Annotated in this window: 25 protein-coding genes; 10 read left to right on the forward strand and 15 right to left on the reverse strand. The window is 55.4% G+C overall.

The genetic code is table 11. The features are described 5' to 3' along the window. Positions 1-16: 16 nt before the first annotated feature. From ABWV42_RS12265 to ABWV42_RS12280, 4 genes are read right to left on the reverse strand one after another with little or no spacing between them, the layout of a single operon-like run. Complete coding sequence (locus tag ABWV42_RS12265; protein WP_353340349.1) at positions 17-670, reverse strand: MotE family protein; 654 nt, start codon at positions 668-670, stop codon at positions 17-19. Positions 671-673: 3 nt separating this feature from the next. Continuing rightward, the gene (locus ABWV42_RS12270; protein ID WP_353340350.1) at positions 674-1,048 is read right to left on the reverse strand and encodes a flagellar motor switch protein; all 375 of its coding nucleotides are present in this window, start codon (positions 1,046-1,048) and stop codon (positions 674-676) included. Next, complete coding sequence (locus tag ABWV42_RS12275; protein ID WP_353340351.1) at positions 1,029-1,982, reverse strand: flagellar motor switch protein FliM; 954 nt, start codon at positions 1,980-1,982, stop codon at positions 1,029-1,031. Before ABWV42_RS12275 ends, ABWV42_RS12270 begins: the two co-directional genes overlap by 20 nt. A gap of 9 nt (positions 1,983-1,991) precedes the next feature. Further along, entirely contained in the window at positions 1,992-2,684 is a 693-nt protein-coding gene (locus ABWV42_RS12280) for a flagellar basal body-associated FliL family protein (protein WP_353340352.1), read from the reverse strand. Between the two features lie 148 nt (positions 2,685-2,832). Here ABWV42_RS12280 and fliF point away from each other — a divergent pair, with 148 nt between their 5' ends. The 5 genes from fliF to ABWV42_RS12305 all read left to right on the forward strand — a co-directional run bounded on the left by fliF (position 2,833) and on the right by ABWV42_RS12305 (position 7,554). Further along, positions 2,833-4,542, forward strand: coding sequence for a flagellar basal-body MS-ring/collar protein FliF (fliF, locus tag ABWV42_RS12285; protein WP_353340353.1), 1,710 nt, complete (start codon positions 2,833-2,835; stop codon positions 4,540-4,542). Next, complete coding sequence (locus ABWV42_RS12290) at positions 4,539-5,228, forward strand: FliH/SctL family protein (protein ID WP_353340354.1); 690 nt, start codon at positions 4,539-4,541, stop codon at positions 5,226-5,228. Before fliF ends, ABWV42_RS12290 begins: the two co-directional genes overlap by 4 nt. After that, positions 5,229-5,585: a FliM/FliN family flagellar motor switch protein gene (locus ABWV42_RS12295; RefSeq protein WP_353340355.1), complete on the forward strand. Its 357-nt coding sequence runs from the start codon at positions 5,229-5,231 to the stop codon at positions 5,583-5,585. A gap of 81 nt (positions 5,586-5,666) precedes the next feature. Continuing rightward, positions 5,667-6,413, forward strand: a complete 747-nt coding sequence (gene fliP, locus ABWV42_RS12300; protein WP_353340356.1) for a flagellar type III secretion system pore protein FliP — start codon at positions 5,667-5,669, stop codon at positions 6,411-6,413. Positions 6,414-6,531: 118 nt separating this feature from the next. Continuing rightward, complete coding sequence (locus ABWV42_RS12305; RefSeq protein WP_255104346.1) at positions 6,532-7,554, forward strand: flagellar motor switch protein FliG; 1,023 nt, start codon at positions 6,532-6,534, stop codon at positions 7,552-7,554. A gap of 12 nt (positions 7,555-7,566) precedes the next feature. Here ABWV42_RS12305 and ABWV42_RS12310 read toward each other — a convergent pair whose 3' ends face one another. The 5 genes from ABWV42_RS12310 to ABWV42_RS12330 form a co-directional block, all read right to left on the reverse strand. Next, the gene (locus ABWV42_RS12310) at positions 7,567-8,391 is read right to left on the reverse strand and encodes a DUF1217 domain-containing protein (protein ID WP_353340358.1); all 825 of its coding nucleotides are present in this window, start codon (positions 8,389-8,391) and stop codon (positions 7,567-7,569) included. A 9-nt stretch (positions 8,392-8,400) separates the two neighbouring features. Beyond that, a complete protein-coding gene (locus ABWV42_RS12315; RefSeq protein ID WP_255104350.1) occupies positions 8,401-8,820 on the reverse strand; it encodes a flagellar biosynthesis repressor FlbT in 420 nt (139 codons plus the stop codon). A gap of 3 nt (positions 8,821-8,823) precedes the next feature. Continuing rightward, positions 8,824-9,222: a flagellar biosynthesis regulator FlaF gene (locus ABWV42_RS12320; protein ID WP_255104352.1), complete on the reverse strand. Its 399-nt coding sequence runs from the start codon at positions 9,220-9,222 to the stop codon at positions 8,824-8,826. 295 nt (positions 9,223-9,517) lie between these two features. Continuing rightward, positions 9,518-9,997 (reverse strand): hypothetical protein, encoded by a 480-nt coding sequence (locus ABWV42_RS12325; RefSeq protein WP_353340359.1) that lies wholly within the window; start codon positions 9,995-9,997, stop codon positions 9,518-9,520. Between the two features lie 394 nt (positions 9,998-10,391). Beyond that, entirely contained in the window at positions 10,392-11,096 is a 705-nt protein-coding gene (locus tag ABWV42_RS12330) for a winged helix-turn-helix domain-containing protein (RefSeq protein WP_353340392.1), read from the reverse strand. 373 nt (positions 11,097-11,469) lie between these two features. Here ABWV42_RS12330 and ABWV42_RS12335 point away from each other — a divergent pair, with 373 nt between their 5' ends. The 3 genes from ABWV42_RS12335 (at position 11,470) to ABWV42_RS12345 (ending at position 13,767) form a co-directional block, all read left to right on the forward strand. Continuing rightward, positions 11,470-11,742 carry a hypothetical protein gene (locus tag ABWV42_RS12335; RefSeq protein WP_353340360.1) on the forward strand — a complete coding sequence of 91 codons (273 nt, stop codon included), beginning with the start codon at positions 11,470-11,472 and terminating at the stop codon, positions 11,740-11,742. Positions 11,743-11,918: 176 nt separating this feature from the next. Continuing rightward, positions 11,919-12,416 (forward strand): Ros/MucR family transcriptional regulator, encoded by a 498-nt coding sequence (locus ABWV42_RS12340; RefSeq protein WP_353340362.1) that lies wholly within the window; start codon positions 11,919-11,921, stop codon positions 12,414-12,416. A 139-nt stretch (positions 12,417-12,555) separates the two neighbouring features. Beyond that, entirely contained in the window at positions 12,556-13,767 is a 1,212-nt protein-coding gene (locus ABWV42_RS12345) for a flagellar motor protein MotB (RefSeq protein ID WP_353340363.1), read from the forward strand. Positions 13,768-13,785: 18 nt separating this feature from the next. Here ABWV42_RS12345 and ABWV42_RS12350 read toward each other — a convergent pair whose 3' ends face one another. After that, complete coding sequence (locus ABWV42_RS12350; protein WP_353340364.1) at positions 13,786-14,955, reverse strand: hypothetical protein; 1,170 nt, start codon at positions 14,953-14,955, stop codon at positions 13,786-13,788. Positions 14,956-15,175: 220 nt separating this feature from the next. Between ABWV42_RS12350 and motA the strand changes: the two genes are divergently transcribed. After that, complete coding sequence (gene motA, locus ABWV42_RS12355; RefSeq protein ID WP_255104362.1) at positions 15,176-16,045, forward strand: flagellar motor stator protein MotA; 870 nt, start codon at positions 15,176-15,178, stop codon at positions 16,043-16,045. Positions 16,046-16,049: 4 nt separating this feature from the next. Beyond that, entirely contained in the window at positions 16,050-16,481 is a 432-nt protein-coding gene (locus ABWV42_RS12360; RefSeq protein WP_353340365.1) for a hypothetical protein, read from the forward strand. Positions 16,482-16,488: 7 nt separating this feature from the next. Here ABWV42_RS12360 and ABWV42_RS12365 read toward each other — a convergent pair whose 3' ends face one another. The 5 genes from ABWV42_RS12365 to ABWV42_RS12385 form a co-directional block, all read right to left on the reverse strand. Next, the gene (locus ABWV42_RS12365) at positions 16,489-16,884 is read right to left on the reverse strand and encodes a response regulator (RefSeq protein WP_255104365.1); all 396 of its coding nucleotides are present in this window, start codon (positions 16,882-16,884) and stop codon (positions 16,489-16,491) included. Positions 16,885-16,922: 38 nt separating this feature from the next. After that, positions 16,923-20,150, reverse strand: a complete 3,228-nt coding sequence (locus tag ABWV42_RS12370) for an ATP-binding protein (RefSeq protein WP_353340366.1) — start codon at positions 20,148-20,150, stop codon at positions 16,923-16,925. 88 nt (positions 20,151-20,238) lie between these two features. Beyond that, complete coding sequence (locus tag ABWV42_RS12375) at positions 20,239-20,595, reverse strand: Hpt domain-containing protein (protein WP_353340367.1); 357 nt, start codon at positions 20,593-20,595, stop codon at positions 20,239-20,241. Positions 20,596-20,832: 237 nt separating this feature from the next. Then, a complete protein-coding gene (locus tag ABWV42_RS12380) occupies positions 20,833-21,801 on the reverse strand; it encodes a response regulator transcription factor (RefSeq protein WP_353340368.1) in 969 nt (322 codons plus the stop codon). A gap of 76 nt (positions 21,802-21,877) precedes the next feature. Continuing rightward, positions 21,878-22,108: hypothetical protein (locus ABWV42_RS12385; protein ID WP_353340369.1), on the reverse strand; the 231-nt coding region annotated here is incomplete at its 5' end.

A 22,108-nucleotide genomic window follows, 5' to 3' on the forward strand; every position in this document is an offset into this window, starting at 1 on the left:
GACTTTCTGTCTGAGTCTAGTTCAAACGAATCCCGTTCAAATCCTGATCTCCCGGCAACTGCGAGCGTTCGAGAATAATCTTGGAAACCGCACGGGCGCGCACCGGCGACATCTTCGCCAGTATTGGGGCCGCCGTACGCGGCTTCATGGTGCCCAGGATCATGATGGTTGTTTCAATATCCATGTCGTCCATGATCCTGGCCGCATCCGCGGGCTTCATGTTCTTGTAGAACTGGATCAGGCGATCAAGGTCATCCGTCTTGGCGGCTTCCACCCGTGCCAGAAGATCGGTAATCGCGCTCTGCAACTCCAGAAGCGCGGCCTTTTCAATCTGCAGCTTCTCACGAGCAAGGGCCAGCTCGGATTCCCGCGCACTCACGGCCAAACGCTGTTCTTCGATGACCTCTCGCTCAATGGCGAGGGCAGCAAGCACCTCTTCAGGGGTTTCACATTGCGCAGGTTTTTGCGACAGGCCCTCAACAAGCGGCGGCACTGTTTCTTCCGGCTCGGCCTCGGCTTTTTCATCCTTTGCAGCAGCCTGCACCAGGATCTCCGGCGCCTGTGGGGTTTCCGTCCGGAATGGGGGCAAAGGCACCGATACCGCCGCCTTCGCAAACAGCGTCACACCCAGCCCGACGATCAGGATTTTTCCATAAGCCCCACGCAGCATCTATCAGGTCCTCGATTCAACACGCGATGCTTCAAAGAACATGCGCACAAGGTCTTTCTTGTCGCGCACGATCTGCATACCCGGCATCTTGCTCGAAGGCTGCCTGCGGCTTGCAAATGCAGGCGCGTCATCCTCTACACGCACCTCTTCTTCTTGCCAGTCAGCTTGATCCTGCGTTTTTCTGGCTTCGATGCTGTCTTTCATCTGCTCGACCGATTGCTCGGATTTGTCGACAGCCTGCGAGAACTCTTGCACCAGCGGCTCAAGTTCCTTGAGAACCGCCATCAGGCGGCGCACTTTCGCGGAAATCATGAAACCATAGGCAATGGCTCCTGCCAGCATGATGATGATGACTGCGTCAATGATCGTTGCGGCCATTTTCGAATTCCCCCTTTGTTTCAAGCTCTTCCGTGATCTGAATTGCCACGTTTCCATTGTTCTTCTTGCCCAGCGCCGCACGGAACATTGGCACCCCGGCACAGACAATTGTTGCCTCGTGATCTTCCTCGACGAACAGATCAAAGGTCTCGCCACGCTTCCAGTTGAGTATCTTGTCGATGGGTAAAGTCACCTCGGCAAACACGGCTTCCATGCCCAGCTGCGCGCGCTCGATCTGGATCGACAACTGGTCATGCCACTTGTCATTGCCATTACTGCGCTCCCCGAAATGGATTTTGCCAAGCTTGGGTCGGATCGGCTCCAGCGCGTCATAGGGAACCAGCACTTCAAGAGCCCCGGCATGTCCCATCATCAACGCCGAAATCTTCATCCGCACGCAAAGACTTGCGGGCTGGGCAAAATTCACCGCATCGGGATCAGACTCGATGTCGACGCACTCCATATCCGAGTCCACGACAACCGACAGGCTTCTCTGAAACTCATCAAGGATTAGCCTTGCAAGCCGCCGGCTGAATCCACGCTCGATTGTCGTGAAATCGGCACTGTCGCGCTTGGGCAGTTCCTTGACCTCGCCCCCCAGCATCAATTCGAGCGATGTCATCAACAGCGTCGAATCCATCGCGATCAGGATGTCCCCGTCAAAGGGTTCACCCGTACAGGTCGCAAGGATCGCCGGCGCGGGCAATGCTTCTACTGCTTGCGCAACCGTCACATAGTCCAATTGCACCAATGACGTTTCACAGATCACCCGCGTCAGATCCGGCACTGCGATCGAGATGTTTTCGGCCAGGCGCTCCCCCAAGATGTCCAGCATGGGTAGGCGTTCAAAGCTGAAGTCCGAAAGCCGGATAATCTCGTCGATCAGGTTACCGTTCTGCTCTTCCATTTCCTGAGGCGTCAAAATTCTGTTCATCCCCGCCCCCTATTGCACGATCAGATCGTTGATCAGGATTTCTTGCGGCAGGTCACTGCCTACCGCGGCACGGGCGCGCTTCAACAGCTCCGCCTTGACGTGCAGCACGCCCGCCATCCCCCGGACGTCGGCTTCATGAAGGCCGCGCAAATACCCGTTGAACAGATCCCGCATGAATGGCTCTCTCGACCGAACCAGCTCGGCCGCACCGGGGTCGGTCCGATAGACAAGAACCACCGCGACTTTCAGAAAGGCCTTTGTCGGCGCGCCCTGCGCATCAACACCCTGGATATTGGTCAACAAATCCCCGAAGTCCAACAGGCCATTGTCAGCAACAGCTTCGCCTTCCTTGCCCTCACCCTCGTCCTTGGCTTTGTCCTTGTCTTTCTTCAACGCCAAGGCGTCTTCGGCGGGGTGGCCATCCTTGGCCAGAGGATCGACAATACCCTTCTTGGAGTCCCCGCTATCCTTGGCTGCAGCGGTGTCCGCCCCGGACTGTTCATCGACATAATCCGGCTCATAAGACGACACGTCCTCGAGATAGGCCATGCGCGCAAGGAAAAAGCCGCCGCCCAGCGAAGCGACGCACATAAGAACGGCTGCCATCAAAAGCTTTTTGGCGCTTCTCGCCTTCGCTTTGACGGGGGCCTCTTCGCCTGACACCTCGGTGTCTTCCTTGCGTTTCTTGGCGGCCTTGGCCATCGCAGATTAACCTTTGCTCTTTCCTTAAGGCATAATCTTTTATTTTTGCTCTCAACGCAAGAATAGAAGTATATATTTACTTGCCTCAATCAAGTATAGTAAGTCTCAATTAAGAATAAACGAAACACCTCAGAGGACTGAGAGTATAGTGCCCGAGCTGATCAACAATCTTCTTGCACTTGGACGCCAACGCCTGATGATCATGGGCGGAACGATGGTGGCGCTTGTCGTCGCCCTAGTACTTGGCCTGAACGCAGTATCGTCGCCGAATTTCAGCTCGTTGTATAAGAACCTCTCGCTTTCCACGGCGAGTTCAATCGAATCCACGCTATCCAGCGCAGGCTTTCAGGTTCAGCTCTCTGACGACGGCACCGGCGTTCTTGTCCCGCGCGAAGACATTGTCCGCGCCCGCATGGTCCTGGCCGAAACCGGCATCCCGATCGACGGCGAACCCGGCTGGGAACTGTTTGACGAGGCCAGCGGCCTGACGATGAACTCCTTCCTGCAAAAGGTGAACCGCCTGCGCGCCATGGAAGGCGAACTGTCTCGCTCGATCCAGACACTCGACGGCGTCCAAAGCGCGCGCGTCCACCTTGTCCTGCCCGAACGCGAAGCCTTTACCCGCGAAACCCCGTCGCCGCGCGCATCGGTTATTGTACGCTCCGTTCCCGGCCGTGCCATCTCTCGCAAGCAGGCGCTGGCCATCCGCAACCTGGTCGCCTCGGCCGTTGCCGAACTTGAACTGACCCGCGTTACCGTGCTCTCGGCAAACGGCGAAACTATTCTGTCCGAAACCCCCGACGGCAATGGACAGGTTTCCATGCAGTCGAACAAGGTCTCGATTGAAGATCGGCTCGCCCAGGAAATTCAGGAAATCCTCACCGCACGCGTCGGTGCCGGAAACGCCCGCGTGCGCGTGAACGTCGACCTGACCTCCGAACGCGAAGTGATCATCGAGCAAAGCTATGACCCCGAACAGCAGGTCGTGCGCTCGACGGAAAACAAAAACGAAAGCCAGGCGGGCCAGGAAGGTGGCGGCAACGTCGGCGTTGAAAACAACATTCCCGCAGCCCTTGCGGATCCGAACGCCGGCGCCACATCGCAACGCTCGAAATCGGGCGAGGTCGTGAACTACGAAATCGGCAACACCCGCCGTGAAATCGTGCGGGAAGCGGGCGAAGTACGCCGCATCTCGGTGGCCGTGCTCGTGAACGGTATCTACAGCGTGGACGGCTCCGACGTCGCCTATAGCGAACGCACCCCCGAAGAGCTCAACCGTCTTTCCGAGCTTGTGAAAACCGCAGTTGGCTTTGACGGAAACCGCGGCGACAGCGTCTCGGTCGATAGCATGCGCTTCATGGATTACTCGATGGACGTGGGCGAACCTGTTTCGCTTTCACTCACCCAGCAACTCGCGCAGAACATCGTTCCGATCGTACGCGGACTTCTGACCCTCATTATCGTTGGCCTCATCCTGATCCTTGGCGTCCGCCCCATGCTGCGCCAACTGAACACCCCGGACGAGCCAACACCGGAGCTCGAAACCGATGAGGCCGCCGTACTGGACGCGCCTGAAGGCGCGGATATGGCCGCCCTGCCGGGCACCGTCGCCGATGGCGCGCAGGATGGCACAATGGCGGGCGACGCCGGACAACCCGGCTTTGAACCACAGGCCGCACGCGTCAACGTCTTTGACCCTGCGAACGACGACGGACCGCATGAATACATCGAAACAATGGGTATTCGCGGCAACCTTCTGAAAGCACGCGTCGAAGCCATCCAGAAAATGGCAGACGAACAGCCCGATGACGTGCTGCGCGTTCTGCGCTCCTGGCTGGTAACGGAGGCTGAAGCATGATCAGCCTCTTCGAACGCAACTTCGATGAAGATCCGGGACTGGGGCACGCTGCGTATCAGCCCCTGCCATCGGAACCCTTCGATCACCCCGTCGAAGCACCGCGCCACTTTACAGAAACCGAGGTCGAGACCCTGCTGAACGAAGCACGCGACAAGGCTTTTGCAGAAGGCCACGCCCAGGGCGTTGCGGAGACACGGGAAGAGTTGGAAACAGCTGCCGCCACGGCGCTGCAGGAAACCCTAGCTGCGGTCGGTGGTGATTTGGCAAGCCTCTCGTCTCAAGTAGACATACAGTTCCAGCAGCTCGAGAAAGAGATGATTGAGCTCTCTCTAGGCGTCGCCGAACGCGTCATCCCCGAGTTTCTTGAAACATATGGCGCCGACCTCGTGACCGCCAAGATCCAGTCAGGAATGCGCATTGCCTCCGGCAACGCAACCTTGCAAATCAACGTGTCAGAAGACATGGCCCCCAGCATTCAGGACCTTGTTGCGTCCTGGCAAAAGACCGAATTCGAAAACCTCGATATCGCCGTGATCCCTAATGACCAAATGTCAGACGGCTCAGCCCGCCTGAACTGGAAACACGGTTATCTCGAATACAACCTTGATCACGTGTGCGAGGAACTTCTCACGGCCTTGCGCCGCGCAAGTGATCAGATGACGGCCCAAGCAAAGAAGGTAAGCTAAATGCTGGAACAAGAAACCCAAGGCCAAGCCGAACAAGTAGACGCCGAGGCAAAGGCGGAAGAAAAGGCCCCGGCCTCCGAGGCCCCCCTCATCGAAGAAGACGGGCGCAACATCGAGGCCATCTTCGGCGTCAAACTGGATGTGCGGATTGTACTCGGCCGCAACCAGATGCCCGTATCCGAGCTTCTCAAGCTCACCAAGGGCTCGGTCATTGAACTCGATCGCAAGGTTGGCGAACCCGTTGACGTCATGATCAACGATCGCGTCATCGCTCGCGGAGACCTCGTGAAGGTTCAAGGCGACATGATTGGTGTCGCCCTGAGGGAAATCGTCAAAGACTTCGTTTCGGGCGCCTAAACCTCAATGTCCACTCCCATCCGCCTCCCAGTCTCCGCAGGCATTGCGGTTTGCGCAGTTCTCGCGACAGCCATCCCTGGCATGGTGTCTGCGCAGGAGGCGGATATCGGCGGTCTGATCCGCGATCTTTCTTCAAGCATCGGTGGCACGGAGCCGGGCGAAGACACCAACACCAGCCTGTCTGGCCGCCTGATTCAGATCTTCGCCCTGATCACGGTGCTCAGCATCGCGCCCGGGCTTTTGGTAGTTGCCACAAGCTTTACCCGCTTCGTGATCGTATTTTCTATGCTGCGGCTCGCGCTTGGCCTCAACCAGACGCCCCCCAACATGGTGTTGAACGCGATGGCGCTGTTCATGACGTTCTTCGTGATGCAGCCCGTGTTCGACGACGCCTGGGAGGGTGGCCTGCGCCCCCTTCTTGAAAACACCATCACTGAAGAGCAGGCCCTGACCCAGATCTCCGAACCCTTCCAGGAGTTCATGTATGCCAATACCAGAGACAAGGATCTGGCGCTCTTTCAGGAAATCTCGGGCACCGAGATTCCGGATACCATCGAAGGCCCGGAAGACATCGGCTGGCGCGTTCTTGTTCCGTCTTTCATGATCTCCGAACTGCGCCGCGCCTTTACCATCGGCTTCCTGCTCTATCTGCCATTCATCGCAATTGACCTGATTGTCGCCTCAGTGCTGATGAGCGCAGGTATGATGATGCTACCACCGGTGATCGTTTCGCTTCCCTTCAAGGTGATTTTCTTTGTGCTGATCGATGGATGGTATCTGCTTGCGGGCTCTCTCATGCAGTCCTATTCATCAATAGCTGGCGGATAGCCACTCTATCCGCCACTTTTATCCTTCCCTTCACCCCCATTATCCTTGATCACCAAGGATGGTTTACGTTAGTTTAAAAAGAAATATGCGACCGCCCAACAACAACCCTGCGGAAAACATGAACCAGTACACACCCTTCAGGAAACGCCCAAAGCTTAGCGGAGCGCAGAAATCTGCAATCCTGTTTCTTTGCCTTGGCGAAGAACGCGGTGGTGCCCTCATGCAGCAACTGGACGTCGCCGAAATTCGTAAGATCACGACCGCCATTTCATCAATGGGCGAGGTCCAGTCGGACGTCGTCGAAGAGATTATGGAAGAATTCGGCGATAAGGTCGGCGAATATGGCAGTGTGACAGGCAACGCCGATGCCGCCAGAAACCTTCTGATGGGCTTCCTGCCAGAGGATCGCGTGGGCGAAATCTTGGGAGAGATTGAAACCCGGTCGGAAAATTCGGTTTGGGAAGAACTCTCCAAGCTCGACGAAAAGCTGCTCGCTGATTTCCTGCGCAAGGAACACAATCAGACCATCGCCGTGATCCTCGCCAACCTGAAATCTGACTCTGTGGCCCGCCTTATCCCGCTTCTGGGTGAGGAACGCGCCACAGACCTGATCGAACGGATGCTGGCGACCGAAGAACTTCCTGCAGAAGCCATGCAGAACATCGAGGAAAGCCTTCGCACGGGCATCCTCGCAAGCGTTGAACGGAGCTCTGACGCGAAGGTCGAAAAGCAACTGGTATCGATCTTCAACAAGCTGGATGAACGTGTCTTCCAGGACCTTTCACGCGAGCTTGAAAAGCGCGTTCCTGACCAATTCCGCGCCATCAAGCAAAAGATGTTCGTATTCGACGACCTCGAGAAGCTTGCCCCGACGATGCTGGGCAAGATCATGCGGGAGATCACTGGAAAAACCCTTCCCCTTGCCCTGAGAGGCGCAAAAAAGGAAGTCCGCGAACACTTCCTAGGCTCACTCCCGGCGCGGTCCCGCGATATGCTTCAGGATGAGATGAAGGATATGGGCGCGGTTAAGTCTAAAGACGTCAAGCAGGCGCAGTCCGAGATGGTTGAGATTGCCATGCGCCTTGCCGCGGAAGGCGAGATCGAACTGCCCAGCGACGATGACGACGAGATGATCGACTAGGCGCGCAGACCCTTATCTATAAAGCGTTGAAGGCGCATAGTTGATCGCGGAGAAATCGATCGTGATCGGCACGAATTGGCCGCTGATACTCGAATTCTGAAGGATGGACAGCGCGGCACTGCTCACAGTCGTCTGCGCATTCAGCGCATCGGAGATGGCAACATATCTGCTTTCCAAGCGCTCCAGTTCAGCAGGATCAGCCAGCTTGGCCAGGTCAAACTTGCTCTCGAGAATGCCCTTTTGCATATCCACTTCAAGGCCGGACATCTCGGAAGGCAGGCCCAATGCCACTTGAAAGAACTGCGTGAGATCGCGGTCTTTCAGGACGTCGTACCAACTATCGACGTCGCCAACCTTCTCGCGGAAGTGGAGGACAGTACCAACTGTTTCGTTCTGGGCGTCATTTTCGGCAACAAAGACGGTTTCGTAGTACCGATCCACGATGCCCTGAACCCAGAAAGCACTGTCGAAATTCGGGGTTTGTGGCCCCGAGGCCGTCGTAAAGCCCAACGCCCCATGAATTTCGCCAAAACGTGAATCCGTCAAACGGTTCACCAGCGATGTTTCATCAGAGGGATCGCTTTCAAGGATCTTGCGCATCATACCCCGACCAAAGATCTGGTCTTCCAGATCGAAGGCACGCATGACGAAGCTGTAAACCTCGTAGTCCTTGACGAATTCTTCTGGTGAAGAAATCGAGCCGATCCGCTCTCGAAAGTCAGCTTCCGCACGCTTATGCACGGCTTCATTGCGCATGTTTTCAATCTGACGATCCTTCGTGGAGTCAATCAGGTTGAGCGCAAGCTGGCTTCCAAGACCGGATATGCTCAGTACCATGGCAGCCCCCTACTCGGCCGCTGCCACGGACATTTTTTCGTTGATCATCTCGTAAAGCGACGCCTCATACTCAACAACCGGGCGCAGGGCCCGCATCGCCTTGTAGTAGTTGCCACAGGAAACGTGGTTTGCCGCCTCGAAAATATGCACCGTTATGTCATCGTGAAACACGGGCGCAAGCTTGCCCAGCTTCTGTTGAACGATCGGCACGACCTTGTCGCGGATATTCGGATCAAGAAGTGCGGACTGAATGAAGAAATATACTTCCTTCACCGGTGTCCGTTCTTCCTGGTCGTCAAGAAGATCCGCTTCCCGTACGACGTCGGCTTGGTTTTCAATGATCAGCATCTGCCGGCGGTCCGAGTTGCGGATCACACAGCCGTTTACGACGATGCGTTCATTTGGCTTGAGAGTAAGTCTAAGTCCCATGGGTCACTCCACTGCCTGAAATGCCCGTCCCTCCAGACCCTGGAAAACGCTTCGATTAACGTCAATCAGAGGTTTGATCTTGAGAGAGCCGGCCATAACGCTTTGGGTGTGTCTTTCCACCCAGAGAGCCAAGGACAATAGGGAGGACTTCAGCTGGGGATCAAGGGCATTGCCCTCTTCCACGAGATCAGCTTTGAAAGCCATCCAGATTTGCTCGTTCTTCCACAACGAGTGTCGAAGTCCGTCTGCAAGAAGTTGAAGTTTGTCGATCCTGCGCTCAGCCTCATCGAATTTGAGGTGCTCCCGCTCCAATTCAGCGGTCACTTGCGCTAGAATACGACGCTCGATCTGCCGAGGCGCTTCCGTCTCGGAGATAGTGCGCTTGTACGCAGCTATAGTCATTCGGTTTCTTCCGTTTTTTATCGTTAGGTTTTCTGCCTCACGATTTCACTTTACGGGAGAGTGGTTAAAGCCGGATTAACCTTTTAGTAATTTGTGCGGCCCGTCACTTCTTTTTTGAACCAGCGAACAACCTCAGGTTTTTCGCACACTTCGAGCAGAGAAAATAAACCTCTAAGAATTATCTTTTATTTCAGTTAATTATGCATTTTTCCTTTAAAAATGGAGAACGGCCACCCAATCTGGCGACCGTTTCAAATCAACAATGATGCAATCCACACATCCTGAAGTTGCGAAATCAGATCAGGTATGCGTGTGTTTCAAGGCTGAATTTTGCATCAACGAACTCCGCTGACACCTTGGATTTCGATTTCCCGATCCGCGCCTTGGCAACACCCGGTTGCACCTGCGCCGCCGAAAGGGCTTTCAATTCGCGACCTGCCAGTTTCACTAGGATATTGCCCAGCACACGGCCCAATTCCTGACCGGACACACCATCTGCATTGGCAAAACTTGCCGGTTCAAACACAACAACCGCACCGCTTTCAAGGAAAACGCCCATCTCTTCGTCCAGCACGTCACCCAGAGTAGCGCCCGGAAAAAGCTCTTCATGCTCGAACATTGCGATGGGTTCAAAGACGTCCGATTTTGAAACGAAGCCAACAACAGGCACCTTGAGAAGTGCGCCAAGAACCTCGGCCAGCGGCGTCACATCCGTGTCGTCACGCGGCTCAAGAAAGTCACTCCAAATTTGCGCAAGAACACTTGAGGTTTCCATCTCTGCAGATCCGTTATTTTCGTTTTTCCCCTATATGTAGACTAGACCGCCACCCGCTTTAGTAGAACCTTGGAATTGTTAATCCTTCTTAGCCGTGTGCACCTGCAGAAAGATGGTTCCTTACTCCAAAACCTGACTTGCCTAATTTTTAGGCACCAAAAGACGCGGCTCAAATGTCTGAAAAATAACAATTTTCCCAATTTGGATAGGTATCTGTCCACATGGGTAAAAGGAGTATTCAAAAATCAACTTAACCGAGTCTGTTTCACAACACATTTTGTGCGTTCACATATATCTTGTTGACGCCAAAAAGTTGACCACAATTGATTGTTGCACTCCTAGATTGCGCCCCAAATTGCGACATATACCATATCTGGTGCCTGCAACTACTCCGTCAGTGGACGCCGCTACTTAGGCCATCCTCCAAAAATGTCAGCTTGTAGCCGGCGGAACGTACTGTTTCGACTTCGATCTTTGCGCCGAAAGCGGCTTGGAATTTCTTGCGGATTTTAGCAACGTGAACGTCAAACTTACGATCCCCGTATTTCCAGGGGCGCTGATCGATCTGATAGCTAAGATCGTCCCTCGACACGATTTCCCCGTCATGACGGATCAGAATGCGTGCCACTTGCGCCTCTGCCGTTGTCAGCTGGGCTTCGTTCGCAACATAGGCTTCAGCATCCCAATTCACGCGTTCCTGCGAGAACTCCTCAAGCGCGGGCATCTCGTCGACGCGCAATTGAATACGATAGGCCATCTCCTTGAGCGCAAATGGCGGGCGTACAACATCGGTGGCGCCGGCCCTGAAGGATTGGGCGCCGAACTGGCCATCCGACAAATGATCCAGAACGACAATGACAGGAGGCGTATCCGTTTTCGCAACCTTGCGCACGAGCTCCAGACTCTTGTCCTGATCACCACTGATGATCAGAACCCGGCCTGAGCCGGACGGGCGCAACAGGGAGGCAGCATCCTCAAGGATTGAGGTGGCCTTGAAGTCATACTCGAGAACCACGGAAAACAGGTAGCCAAGAGACATGCGGATGCTTGCATCTTCTACGGCTAAAACAACTGAAATCCTGTTGTCGTATGTGTTCATTGGCTCCAAAGAGCAACGCTCCCTTGCGAAAGAATCCCCCCTCCAAACCCAGGCGAGCCACAACTCACGGCTTATCGGGAAGGCCCAATATCAACCGATTCAGAGTTAAAGATCAACACAACTTACAACTTTTATCGCCATTTTCGCACTCCCCCCAAAGGTGCAAGAAATGCTGAAAGACACACTGTTGAACTGCCCACATCCATGAAAAATCAGCGGACTTTATCCATCCAAGTTAAAGGAATGTTTAGAAATAGCGGCAAATTTTCCTTTCCCCTGCTTCTTTGACCAAAATTTAACCTTGCCCCTAATATTGGTAATCAAAAGGGCCGCAGAAGCGCCTAATAAGCACTTTGAAATGGAGTGGCTAAAAATGACAGGCGTTATTACAGGCGCGAGCGAGGCATCATTGCTCCGCAAAGACGCGATCAAGGCAGTTGCCAGAATGCAGGCTCTTCTTCACCTCGTCGAAGACGACGCATTTTTGAAAGAAGTTCTGAACAGCGCACAGCAGGTGGTCGAAAAGGCCGGACTGCTTGGAAATCTGGGTCAGAAACACGAGATCGGGGACCATTCCTCGGGGCTCGACACTCGCACATCAACGGTGCAGGCGAATATTCCAAAAGGATTGCTTCGCAAGCATTAACTGATGTTTCAACTACCTATAGGGGAACAGCAAGAACAGACTGTCTCCCCTAAGATTTAAAATAACACCATATTTGCATCTTTCCTTGACAGAGTTCTTCGCGATCCTGTTAAGGATTGTCCCGAAGTCCTTGTACTTCTGTAAATACTGGGTGTTCAGCGAGTGAGTGTTCCAAAATGTCGAACAGCAAGATCAGCGTAGCGAAAACCGAAAACGATGACGCGACCCAAGAGTTCTCGGACTCCGTTGCCCGTATCGTTGCCGCTTTTGCCGCACGCGAGGCTGCGACCGTGGAAGAAGTTGTCGAACTGGCGAACCGCCTGTCCCAAACTTTCACCGGCCTACCTGAAACCAAAACCCAATCCGCCCTGCGCTCGTCAGCCAGCCGGGCGGCAACCCAAGTCATCGCTGATGGCATTCCCGCGATCCCCGTTGAAGATGCAGTCACGGACGACACCGTCTATTGTCTTTGCTGCGGTCGTGGCTTCACCATGCTCAAGCGCCACCTGATGGCCGAACATGGCCTGACGGAAGAGCAATATCGCATCAAGTTCGGCTTGGCAGAGGATTTCCCGCTTGTGGCTCCGAACTATTCCCAGCGCAAAGCCGCCTATGCAAAAGAGGTTGGCCTGGGGAAATATCGCCGCGAACAGCCGTCCGCCACCACACGTTAAGCGATCAAACGCCTGACTTTTGTCATATTTGCGCCCATGTGGGGGCGGATTCACCGTTCATTAATTGCCTCGAAGGGCTAGGTGCATTGCGCCCGGTTCCGAAGTTACCAAGTTCAATGGTGCGTGAGAGGCAGAGACAATGGCGGCGAACGCAAAAGTAAACATCATCCGCAAGATCGAGGTCACCGAAGGCCACGGGCACCACGGCGGTGCCTGGAAAGTTGCTTATGCGGACTTCATGACCGCCATGATGGCATTCTTCCTGCTGTTGTGGATTCTCTCGTCCTCCGACGAACAAAAACTGCGCGGCATTGCCGAGTATTTCACCAATGCAACCCTGCCCGGCGGCAGTGGTGTTCTTGATGGCGCGACGCTTGGCCCTCCCGGCACCCTGACGGCATCAAATGGAGCGGTCGTTGCCCGCGGCGCCGATCTGGGCAAGGTCGATGACCCCTCTCCCGCTCAATGGGAAGTGCGCGACGTCACTCCGACGGCCGATCCGCAGGAAAAGGTGAAAGGCAGCAACATTGGCGTGCACGAATATCCCGCAGCTGGGGCGTCCACCACGGAGTATGCCGACATTACGGATCCGCAGGAAGAGACCTCGGCGGCTGCAATGGCCGATGCCGGCGACACAACAGAAGCAGGTGGTGCTGCAGCAAGCGAAATTACAGCAGAAGAAGCCGAGCAGGCTGCTGATGCCGCACGTCTGGCAGCACTTCACGAAGAACTTGTCCAGGCCATGCAAGACAACCCCGACCTGCGCCCGCTGCAAGAGAACGTGATCTTCGAGAAAACTCCGGAAGGTCTGCGCATCCAGATCGTTGATCAGGAAGGCAACCCGATGTTTGCCAGCGGTCAGGCCAAGATGGCAGGCGCAACCGAGAAGCTGCTCCATAAACTGGGCACTTCGCTGTCTGGTCTGCCGAACAAGATGGTTATCACTGGCCACACCGACTCGGTTCCGTTCACCAGCCGGAAAGCCTACGACAACTGGGACCTGTCGACTGATCGTGCCAACGCAACGCGCCGGTTCCTTGAAACCGCAGGTGTCCAACGGAGCCGCATCATCCGGGTATCCGGCATGGCTGATACGGATCCGCTCGTGGAGGATGATCCCAAGCACGCGTCCAACCGTCGGATCAGCATCCTGTTGCAGTTCGAAAAACCTCTGGCACCCAAGCAATCGCAAGAGCAGGCCTCGGACAGCCAGCAAGCAGCAGCCACCATAAAGACAGCAGACAAACCTGCGGCTGTTGAATCAAAGGCAGAAGCAAAACCCGAACCGGTTACAACCGCGCAGATGCTGGATGAAGCGGTGTTTGAAAACCTGCGCAGCGCCCTGCGCTAAGCATTATCCCCGTGCGGTTCATTCCGCGCGGGGAAAAAACTTCGAAAGCTGGAAGGGCTCTTTGCCCACAGGCTGTTCCGACTGAGTTTCAGCCGCTCTTTCCAAGCCCGTCAACATTCCGATTCCCAAACCAAACAAGCCAAAAAGAATGGCCACGGTTGTCGCCAGAAGCGCGCCCTTCTTGGAGGATTTCACAGTCTTGGCAGGAGCTGCGACGGGCACTTCAACCCGCTCCACAATTTCCGGCTTTTTCGGCTGCAACAACTTCGGATCAACTTCGATCTTGATGTCTTCCAGCTTGGGCTTCGCAACAGGTCTTTCATCTGCCCGCGCCTCAATCCGCAGGTAAACAAAATCTGCCGTTTTGCGCACTTGCACCGCCCCGACACCTTGTTCGAACAACTTGCGAAGACGTTCCGGCAAAATTCCGGCGTCGATCAGGAAACGCGTCGGCGGCACCTGGAACCGGAGGGTGTTCTTCTCGCGCGCCAGCGCCACGACCTTGCCATCGTCCCGCAAGTAAATCTTCTCAGGGCTTACCACCCGCAGCTCAGAGCCATCTGCGCCCGGTTTGGAAACTTCGATCCATCCGCCTTGAGACTTGTAGAGCTGAAAGGTCTCAAACGCCGCGTCTTCCGCCTCGATCTCAATCAACGACCGAAACCCCGGCCCCGGAAGCGATGGTTTTGGGCGGCGCAGGAAACTTGGCAAAGTCGCAAGCTTTGCGCCCTCTTCTGGCGCCTCCTTGATTTTCGATGCCAGCGACGATTTGAAGGACAAAACGATCTGTTCGTCCTCAAGGCCCGCGTCCTCGTGATCGTCCTCGCCAGGGTCTTCAACCGCACCAGTCTCGACCGCCCCCAACAGAACTTCGGGATTCAGTCCTTCTTCCAGAGCGAATGTAAAGTTGACCGAATAATCGGCGGCCTCATCCACGATATCCTGCTGCTCCGCGACAAGCGCCATGAGACGTTGTTGATCTGAATAGTGAAGAACCCGGGTCGGATATCCGTCCGCCTTTGGCACAACGCACATGTCGCTCGGTTCGATCTCAAAGTGGCGGGACAGGCGTGCCAGTACGCTGCGCTGCTCTTCTTCGCGGAACACAATCAAACGGCAGTCACCGTCTGCGAAAAGGCAGATTGCCAGGCTCATGTCAGAGGGCCAGGCATCGAAAACCGATGACATCTCTCTTGCTTCTGCAAGAACAGCCAAAACTTTCTCGGAATGCAGCATGACAATCCCCCAGGATCAGGACATGTTTCTCCTCATGGTTATCACAAGGTTAATTCTTGTCAATTATTCTTGTGTAAATTGTATTGTACTTGCTTTTCCGACACGATTTTCTTGAAAAATACGTAAAACTGGGTGATATGAAAGAGAGACGGTCACCCAGAGGCGATACACAATGAACATTCTTCTCGGTTTTGTCCTTGTTATGGGAATGGTTTTCGGGGGCTACCTGCTCTCTGGCGGCGAGATGGGGGTGATCACGCACGCCCTGCCATTCGAAGGCATGATGATTGGCGGCGCCTCGCTGGGTGCCTTTGTTGCAGCCAACTCCTTTGGAACGATCAAGGCAACCGGCAAGGCGATCCTGAAGACATTCAAGGGGCCCAAGTGGGCCGCAAAGGACTATCTCGATCTTCTCAACCTGATGTTCACTCTGGCCAAGATGTATCAGCAACAGGGCATGCTTGCCTTGGATGAACACATCGAAAACCCCAAGGAAAGCAGCATCTTTTCGCAATTTCCGAAAATCCAGAACGACCACTTCGCGATTGACCTGATTACCGACAGCTTCCGGATGCTGGCCTTGCAATTCGATGACCCGTTCCAGGCCGAAGACGTGATCAACAAGAAACTCAAGAAGCACCACCACGAAGCGCTGGTGCCGCCGCACAGCCTGACCAAGGTCGCAGACGCGCTCCCCGCGATCGGGATTGTTGCCGCTGTTCTGGGTGTTATCAAAACCATGAGCTCGATCGACAAGCCGCCGGCCGTGCTGGGTGCCCTGATCGGTGGTGCGCTTGTGGGTACTTTCCTTGGTGTTTTCCTTGCTTATCTTTTCGTGGCACCGGTATCAGATCGCCTGAGCGCTATCGAAGAACAGGATGGTGTTTTCTACACCGTAATCCGCGACATCTTTGTCGCCATTCTTCAAAACCACTCGCCCACCATCTGTGTTGAAATCGGCCGCGGCAACATTCCGACCAGCCTGCAACCAACCTTCTACGAAATGGAAGAAGCCCGTCAGGACCTGACCGAGGCAGCATGAACCTGTGAGCAGAAACCGCCGCATAGCCGCCTTGGAAGTGCTGCAACGGATCAAGCAGCAGGAACTCGACGGCATCGGCGCACGGTTGTCGGACATCCGCACAGAGCAATCCTGGATCAACGAACAACTCGTGAGCCTGAGTCAGCGTGCCTCGCAGGAGGTAGAAGCCGCCACCACCGAAACCCTGCCCTTCCTGTCCGATTTCCTTCAGGCCACGGAACTACGGCGAAAAGCCCTGACTTTGCGACTGGAGGATCTGGCCAAAGCCGCGCAGGATATCGAGGAAGAACTCAAGTCCGCCTTTATCGATTCAAAGAAGAACGAGGTTGTTCTGGACATCGCCCGCACCAAGGACCAGCTTGCCGAGCAGCGGCGCGAGACGGCTGAAACTGCCGAGGTCGCCCAGAACATCTATTTGCGCCACAGACAGCGCTGAGCGCCTCTCAGGCAGCCGTTTCCAGCCCTGCGGCCCATAGCTCCCGGATTTGGTCCGGCAGCGTTGTCGGATCAAATGGCTTTGCAATCACGCCAAGATCATAGGGACCACACAATGCCCCTTTTTCCGCGTCCAACAGCTTGGCCGTCATGTATATTCCGGGGATGGTCTCGAAACCGGGCGTTGCGCGAATGGCCGCAAGCGTCTCGGGTCCGGTCAGACCCGGCATCTGCACGTCACTCAGAATGAGCTGCGGCGCTGCGGATTCCAGCAGGTCCAAAGCCTTCTCGCCACGATCAGCTTGTACGATTTCAAATCCGCCAATCAGACCCAGCGCCATTTCGGCGATTTCAAGAATTTCCGGGTCATCTTCAACGTGAAGAATTTTGGTCAGTTCGCTCATTCGATCCTCCCCAATAGGTGAGTGCCACTTCTGTGGTATCAGGATGTGTTGCGGCGGCGTGCACGGCCCCGGCCACCCCCGTCTGTGCTCGTGAATTTCGAAACCACGCCGCGTTCTGCCTGCGGTGCCTGCCCGCGAGCCACCACCAAGGTAAGCGGCAGGCCTTCAGGCAGCGCGCCCCCCTGAAGCGGGAAGATGGTTACGATGCTCGTATTGTTGGCCTCGTGATAAAGGGCCATCGCATCACCGGCCTCTTCTTCCTGCTCGGCAAGGCTGATGGCTTGCAGCGAGTCATCCACGACCATGTAACCCTGCTCCTTGGCCCAGTCCGCAATGACCGGATTGCCCGAGATCAGGGTGCAGTTCATCCTTGCATCTTCGCCCTTGATGCCCGCCAGCCACTCATGCGCCAGCGGGAAGACCTCGTCGGCAGTCGGCTTTTTCGCCCCGTCGGCCGCGGCTTCCAGCGCAACCTCGACGATCATGGCTTCGCGGTTCTCCATCATGCTGCGCTCGATCAGTTCGGACAAAAGCGAACGTCCGTCGGCACTCAGCCAGTTGAGGATGGAAGACTGCGAAAGAACACCACGGCCCTTGGCCACCTGCATCGCGTTGACCCGGCCCAGTTCGACCTCGACCGATCCACTCAGCTTGCGCGCGATCCGCAGAAGCTGATTGACGGCGTGCTCTGCATCGGAACCAACGGTCACGGCCTCTTCTTCACGAAGCGCCGAGAACACGGCCTCGTCCTCGTGCGAGAACTCGGGCGGAATGCCAACAAGGCTGTCACCATCCATGCGCGGCAGATCGACATAGAATTCGGTGCCCGTGCCCTCTTCACTCACAAAGAAGATGCGTCCGTCATGGCTCTCGACAATCTGCTTGACGATGGCAAGCCCAAGTCCGGTACCACCCTGCGAACGGGTATCCGAACTGTCCGCCTGCGAGAACTTGTCGAAGATCTTGTCCTGCGCGTTTTTCGGAATACCCGAGCCAAAGTCGCGCACCGAAATCCGCCAGCATCCGTTGTTCTGATAGAGAGACACGATGATCTCTTCCCCCTTGGGAGAGAACTTCGCGGCATTCGACATCAGGTTGTCCATCACCTGGCGCAGGCGCCCAACATCCCCAAGCGTCAAATGCGCCCGATCTTCTTCGTGCACATCGCTGCGGAACTTCACACCGAACTTGTCTGCATAGAACTGGTTCGCCTCAAGGGCGGCGGAAACCAGATCACGGAGATCAAAACTCTCCATGTTGAATTCCATCTTGCCGGCCTCGATTTTCTCAAGATCAAGAATATCGTTGATCAGCATCACCAGGCGGTCGCAGTTCGTATTCGCCATCGTGACAAGTTTGTTCATCTTCTCCGGCATTTCGCCAAGGTTGCCCGAAAGCGCGAGGCCAAGTGCCCCTTTCATAGATGTCAGGGGCGTCCGCAACTCGTGACTGACCGTGGCGATGAATTCGTTCTTGGCCTTCTCCGCCACCTTGCGCTCGGTGATGTCACGATAGATTGCGATCAGGCGGGGTTCGTCCTGCTCTGGTTCGGCGTATTCAAGGCTGATTTCATAGGTAATGCCACCCTTGGCCTCGGTCTCCCAGGTCATCCGACGTTGCGGTCCGGCGATGATCGCATCCGCGCGCGTTTTCAACTCTTTAAAATCGTCTTCGGTGATCAGGTCACTCGCCTTCTTACCGCGCCAGTCATCCCCGGCACTGCGGCGCGACAGGGTACGCTCGGCAGCTTCGTTGGCATGCAGCAACTCGAACGAGCCCGGACGCATGACAAAGACCTGATCCTGGATAAGTTCCAGCGTGTTTTGGAACCGCGCTTCCGACGCGCCTTTACGCGTCTTGGTAACGTCTGTTGCAACGATTGCGACTTCGCTCAACTGATCCGACGTGCTGGTCACCGGAACAAACGTACACTGGATCCAGGCAGCCGACCCGTCTTCGCGCGTCAGCTTGAGCGGCCCAGCCCAGGACACACCCAGTTCCATGCTGCTCATGATCTCGTCTTCCAGAAGCGTCTGGTCGTTTTCATTCAGAAGATCACGCAAGGGGCGATCCACCAGACCCTGACGCGTGCGCTCACTGGCTTTGATAAACCGTTCGTTGACGTGCGAAATCACGCCATCCTTATTGAGCATACAGAACACCGTGTGTTCCTCGATGGCGCTGCGATAGAACTTCTTGGAGCGCACTTCCGACTGGAGAACATCGCGCTGCTCTTCAGCAAGCTGCACGTTGCGGCGCAATTCATAAACAAGGAACGCCAGAGACACGAGGCTCAGCGCCAGAACCCCGAGGATCGTCCAGCGGTAGGTGCGGAAAATCCGAGCGACCGCCTGCATGATGTAGTTCTCATAGGGGCGCGCGCGAAGGGAGATCAGCAAGTCATGAACAGCGTGATAGTTCTGCGGCGCCTGCCAGACAGCGCCATTTGCCGAAATCGAAGCCGGGCTGCTTGGAGTAACGGACAGTAACGTGTTGATCGTCAGGGCAAGCGCATCTTCCGGCATTCCCGGAAGCGCCGACATCACCCATTCCGGATAAAGCGGCGTGCTCGCCCAGTAAGGAAACTCACTATGGGCCAATAGACCAACGGGCGCGAAATCACTGATATCGACAACACCCTTGCGGGCAAGGCTTTCTAGGATGCCCGCACGAACCACGCCTGCATCAACCAGACCTGTCTGAACCGCATAGATCACTTCCCGCTCGTTCCCACCGGAGAACACCAAGTCACCTAGGATATCGCTGGGCTCAAGACGGTGCTTACGGAACTCCTGCTCGGCCAGCCACCACCCCGAAAAGTCGTTCTGAGCGACGGCCATGACCTTGCGGCCTTCCAGTTGCTCAAGCGAGCGAATTGCTGTGTCCGAACGCACGAAGACCAAGGCACCGGTCATGTCGTATGCACGGTCTTCCCACATATGCGCCATGGAAAGCAGCGAGCGCGCGCCATACTCAACTTCCGCGGCCACAAACGACGCCGGATCGGTCAACAGCATATCTACCGACTGGTCTTCAATCGATTTGTAAAGCGTGCCATGCGTCTGCGGTTGGATCGTAAAGCGATACGGCAATTGCTGTTCATCAGCAGCGGCATTCAAAAGATCGGCAGTAGCCTGCCAGGCCTCAAGCGCGCGCGTTGCGCCCTCGGTAGCCAGAATACCAATTTGAAATTCCTCGCGCTCAACAGACGTCTCCGCCTGCTGCGCCGTTGCAAGCGGCCCACCCAGTCCAAACAAAAGGGCCAAACATAAAATACTGAAAACTAGAACCCAGGTACCTCTTCCAAGCCAGGAAGCTAGTTTTGTGCCGAGATCTTTGACACGCATCACAGCCTCACTCGCTCTTGAGGATTGTCTCTATCTCGTCCAGCAGGGCATTCAGGAGTTCTTTGGCGAACCCAACCTCCAATGGACGCGGACCGGCGAGCAGCAAGTCGATGTGGTGTTCCAATTGGGCCGCCAGACTGCCCAGTCGCGCAAAACCGACTGTTCCGGCAAGGCCATGCAGCTTGTGCGCCTTGGCCCGGATACTGTTAATCGCATTTTCGGATTGGGCGGGGTCATCGACGATTTCCAGATAGTCCAGAAACTCGTCCTCACGATCCTCCAAGCCCATAATAAAACGTTCTCTGATCCTGGCTATGCCAGATTCAAGAGTGGCGGCACCTGCCGCTCCCACGCCATGAGTCATAACTGCAACCCGCTCGATTTTGCGCCGTTTGACGCTTTTTTGGTTCTTTTCGGCAGCTTACATCAGTTTCCTGGAAAACGTGAAGATTTTCTTCAAAAGGTTAAATCTGGATTAACGTTTTCGAAGATTTCTCTCTCATTTTCCGGTTTGTGGGATCATTTCACCACAGTTCCCGACAGGCCAGCGCCCCCACGCACGCCCATAGGTTTATTTTCTACGTCACTTTTCCCGATCTGGTTACGCCGCGAAGGGAACACCCAGTCGGTCACCAAGCTTTTTTGCCCTTGCTCCGGGATTGGCCGCCCCCGCTTCCGAAAGGCTTTCCAATGCACGGTTCAGGAACCGCAGGTCTTCGCGCTTCTCAAAAAGCTTCGGGGCCGATTTCTCCCCAACCAGCGCAGTAAAGCTGGTCTGAACCTCGTCACAGTACACAAGGTCAGGATCGTTCAGCATGACGATCAGATCGCTCTGCATCTCGCTCGTGGCCGGAATCTTGTGGCGATTGCCCACACACAGGAATGTGCCGTTGCCTACATAAGACATGAAGGCCTGCGCACCACACAGAAGGTCCGCAAGAACCTCTGCGATGTCGGTCAGAACATAGGTAAACTCACCCTCGCTCGACCCTGCATGCACCGCGCTAAGCTCCGGAATGTTGATCGCCACAGCGGCCAAGGGAAAATGCTTCTGCTCAAGGTTGATGAGCACATAATTCTCAAGGATCGCGCTATTGACGAAACCACGGATCTCCGTGATCGCAATCGGTTCCGAGAACGGTGGCTTGGGCTTGGCCTGTGCAGTAACTGCCGCCTGGCTGGCACGTTTGGTTTCCGCCTGAAGACGGTCCGCAAGCCGGATGCGTGTAATCAATTCGGTGGTATCGAACGGCTTGGTCACATAGTCCGTGGCACCCGCCGAGAATGCGCGACCGATGTAATCCTGGTTGTTCATCGCGGTGATCATAACGACCGGAGTGTCCTTATACTGGACCATGTTCCGGACGTCGCCACACAGCTCGATCCCGTCCTTGCCCGGCATCTGGATGTCGAACATGAAGCAATCAAAGGGCTGCGCCGCCACCTGGATCTTTTCGAGACCGTCTTCGCCGCTTTCCGCCTGGGTGACGTCCTCATAACCGTGCGCGGTCAGAATCTCGACCAGCAGTTCACGGATCAGCTCATCGTCATCCACTACAAGAATTTTCATCTCTGTCTCCAACAAACCGGATCCCAGTACCTGCTTCTGCACACTGCTTTTGATCCGTCGCCGGCCCTTTCAGGGCTCACCGCCTGCCGATATTCGCGCTTACCCGACTCTGGCGGCCTTGAGATTCATCTAAAAGGAGAAATGTGGCGCGAATTTGGCCGCATGTGGAAATATTCGCCTCAAACGGGAATATTGTCTTCAGCACGGAAACAAAGGTGCGCCCAAGTTTTGGGTCCAATGTTTCCCCAACACCAACGCAACCGTCCGCGCGGATGGCGGGTTGGGGTATGTATTGGATATGTTTATT

Origin of the sequence: Pelagimonas sp. KU-00592-HH (assembly GCF_040369695.1) — a bacterium.
Taxonomy (GTDB): Bacteria; Pseudomonadota; Alphaproteobacteria; order Rhodobacterales; family Rhodobacteraceae; genus Shimia.

Coding starts and splice junctions, on each gene's coding strand:
- ABWV42_RS12265 (WP_353340349.1), bottom strand. CDS start 670: ATGCTGCGTGGGGCTTATGGAAAAATCCTGATCGTCGGGCTGGGTGTG.
- ABWV42_RS12270 (WP_353340350.1), bottom strand. CDS start 1,048: ATGGCCGCAACGATCATTGACGCAGTCATCATCATCATGCTGGCAGGA.
- ABWV42_RS12275 (WP_353340351.1), bottom strand. CDS start 1,982: ATGAACAGAATTTTGACGCCTCAGGAAATGGAAGAGCAGAACGGTAAC.
- ABWV42_RS12280 (WP_353340352.1), bottom strand. CDS start 2,684: ATGGCCAAGGCCGCCAAGAAACGCAAGGAAGACACCGAGGTGTCAGGC.
- ABWV42_RS12290 (WP_353340354.1), top strand. CDS start 4,539: ATGATCAGCCTCTTCGAACGCAACTTCGATGAAGATCCGGGACTGGGG.
- ABWV42_RS12295 (WP_353340355.1), top strand. CDS start 5,229: ATGCTGGAACAAGAAACCCAAGGCCAAGCCGAACAAGTAGACGCCGAG.
- fliP (WP_353340356.1), top strand. CDS start 5,667: ATGGTGTCTGCGCAGGAGGCGGATATCGGCGGTCTGATCCGCGATCTT.
- ABWV42_RS12305 (WP_255104346.1), top strand. CDS start 6,532: ATGAACCAGTACACACCCTTCAGGAAACGCCCAAAGCTTAGCGGAGCG.
- ABWV42_RS12310 (WP_353340358.1), bottom strand. CDS start 8,391: ATGGTACTGAGCATATCCGGTCTTGGAAGCCAGCTTGCGCTCAACCTG.
- ABWV42_RS12315 (WP_255104350.1), bottom strand. CDS start 8,820: ATGGGACTTAGACTTACTCTCAAGCCAAATGAACGCATCGTCGTAAAC.
- ABWV42_RS12320 (WP_255104352.1), bottom strand. CDS start 9,222: ATGACTATAGCTGCGTACAAGCGCACTATCTCCGAGACGGAAGCGCCT.
- ABWV42_RS12325 (WP_353340359.1), bottom strand. CDS start 9,997: ATGGAAACCTCAAGTGTTCTTGCGCAAATTTGGAGTGACTTTCTTGAG.
- ABWV42_RS12330 (WP_353340392.1), bottom strand. CDS start 11,096: ATGAACACATACGACAACAGGATTTCAGTTGTTTTAGCCGTAGAAGAT.
- ABWV42_RS12335 (WP_353340360.1), top strand. CDS start 11,470: ATGACAGGCGTTATTACAGGCGCGAGCGAGGCATCATTGCTCCGCAAA.
- ABWV42_RS12340 (WP_353340362.1), top strand. CDS start 11,919: ATGTCGAACAGCAAGATCAGCGTAGCGAAAACCGAAAACGATGACGCG.
- ABWV42_RS12345 (WP_353340363.1), top strand. CDS start 12,556: ATGGCGGCGAACGCAAAAGTAAACATCATCCGCAAGATCGAGGTCACC.
- ABWV42_RS12350 (WP_353340364.1), bottom strand. CDS start 14,955: ATGTCATCGGTTTTCGATGCCTGGCCCTCTGACATGAGCCTGGCAATC.
- motA (WP_255104362.1), top strand. CDS start 15,176: ATGAACATTCTTCTCGGTTTTGTCCTTGTTATGGGAATGGTTTTCGGG.
- ABWV42_RS12365 (WP_255104365.1), bottom strand. CDS start 16,884: ATGAGCGAACTGACCAAAATTCTTCACGTTGAAGATGACCCGGAAATT.
- ABWV42_RS12375 (WP_353340367.1), bottom strand. CDS start 20,595: ATGACTCATGGCGTGGGAGCGGCAGGTGCCGCCACTCTTGAATCTGGC.
- ABWV42_RS12380 (WP_353340368.1), bottom strand. CDS start 21,801: ATGAAAATTCTTGTAGTGGATGACGATGAGCTGATCCGTGAACTGCTG.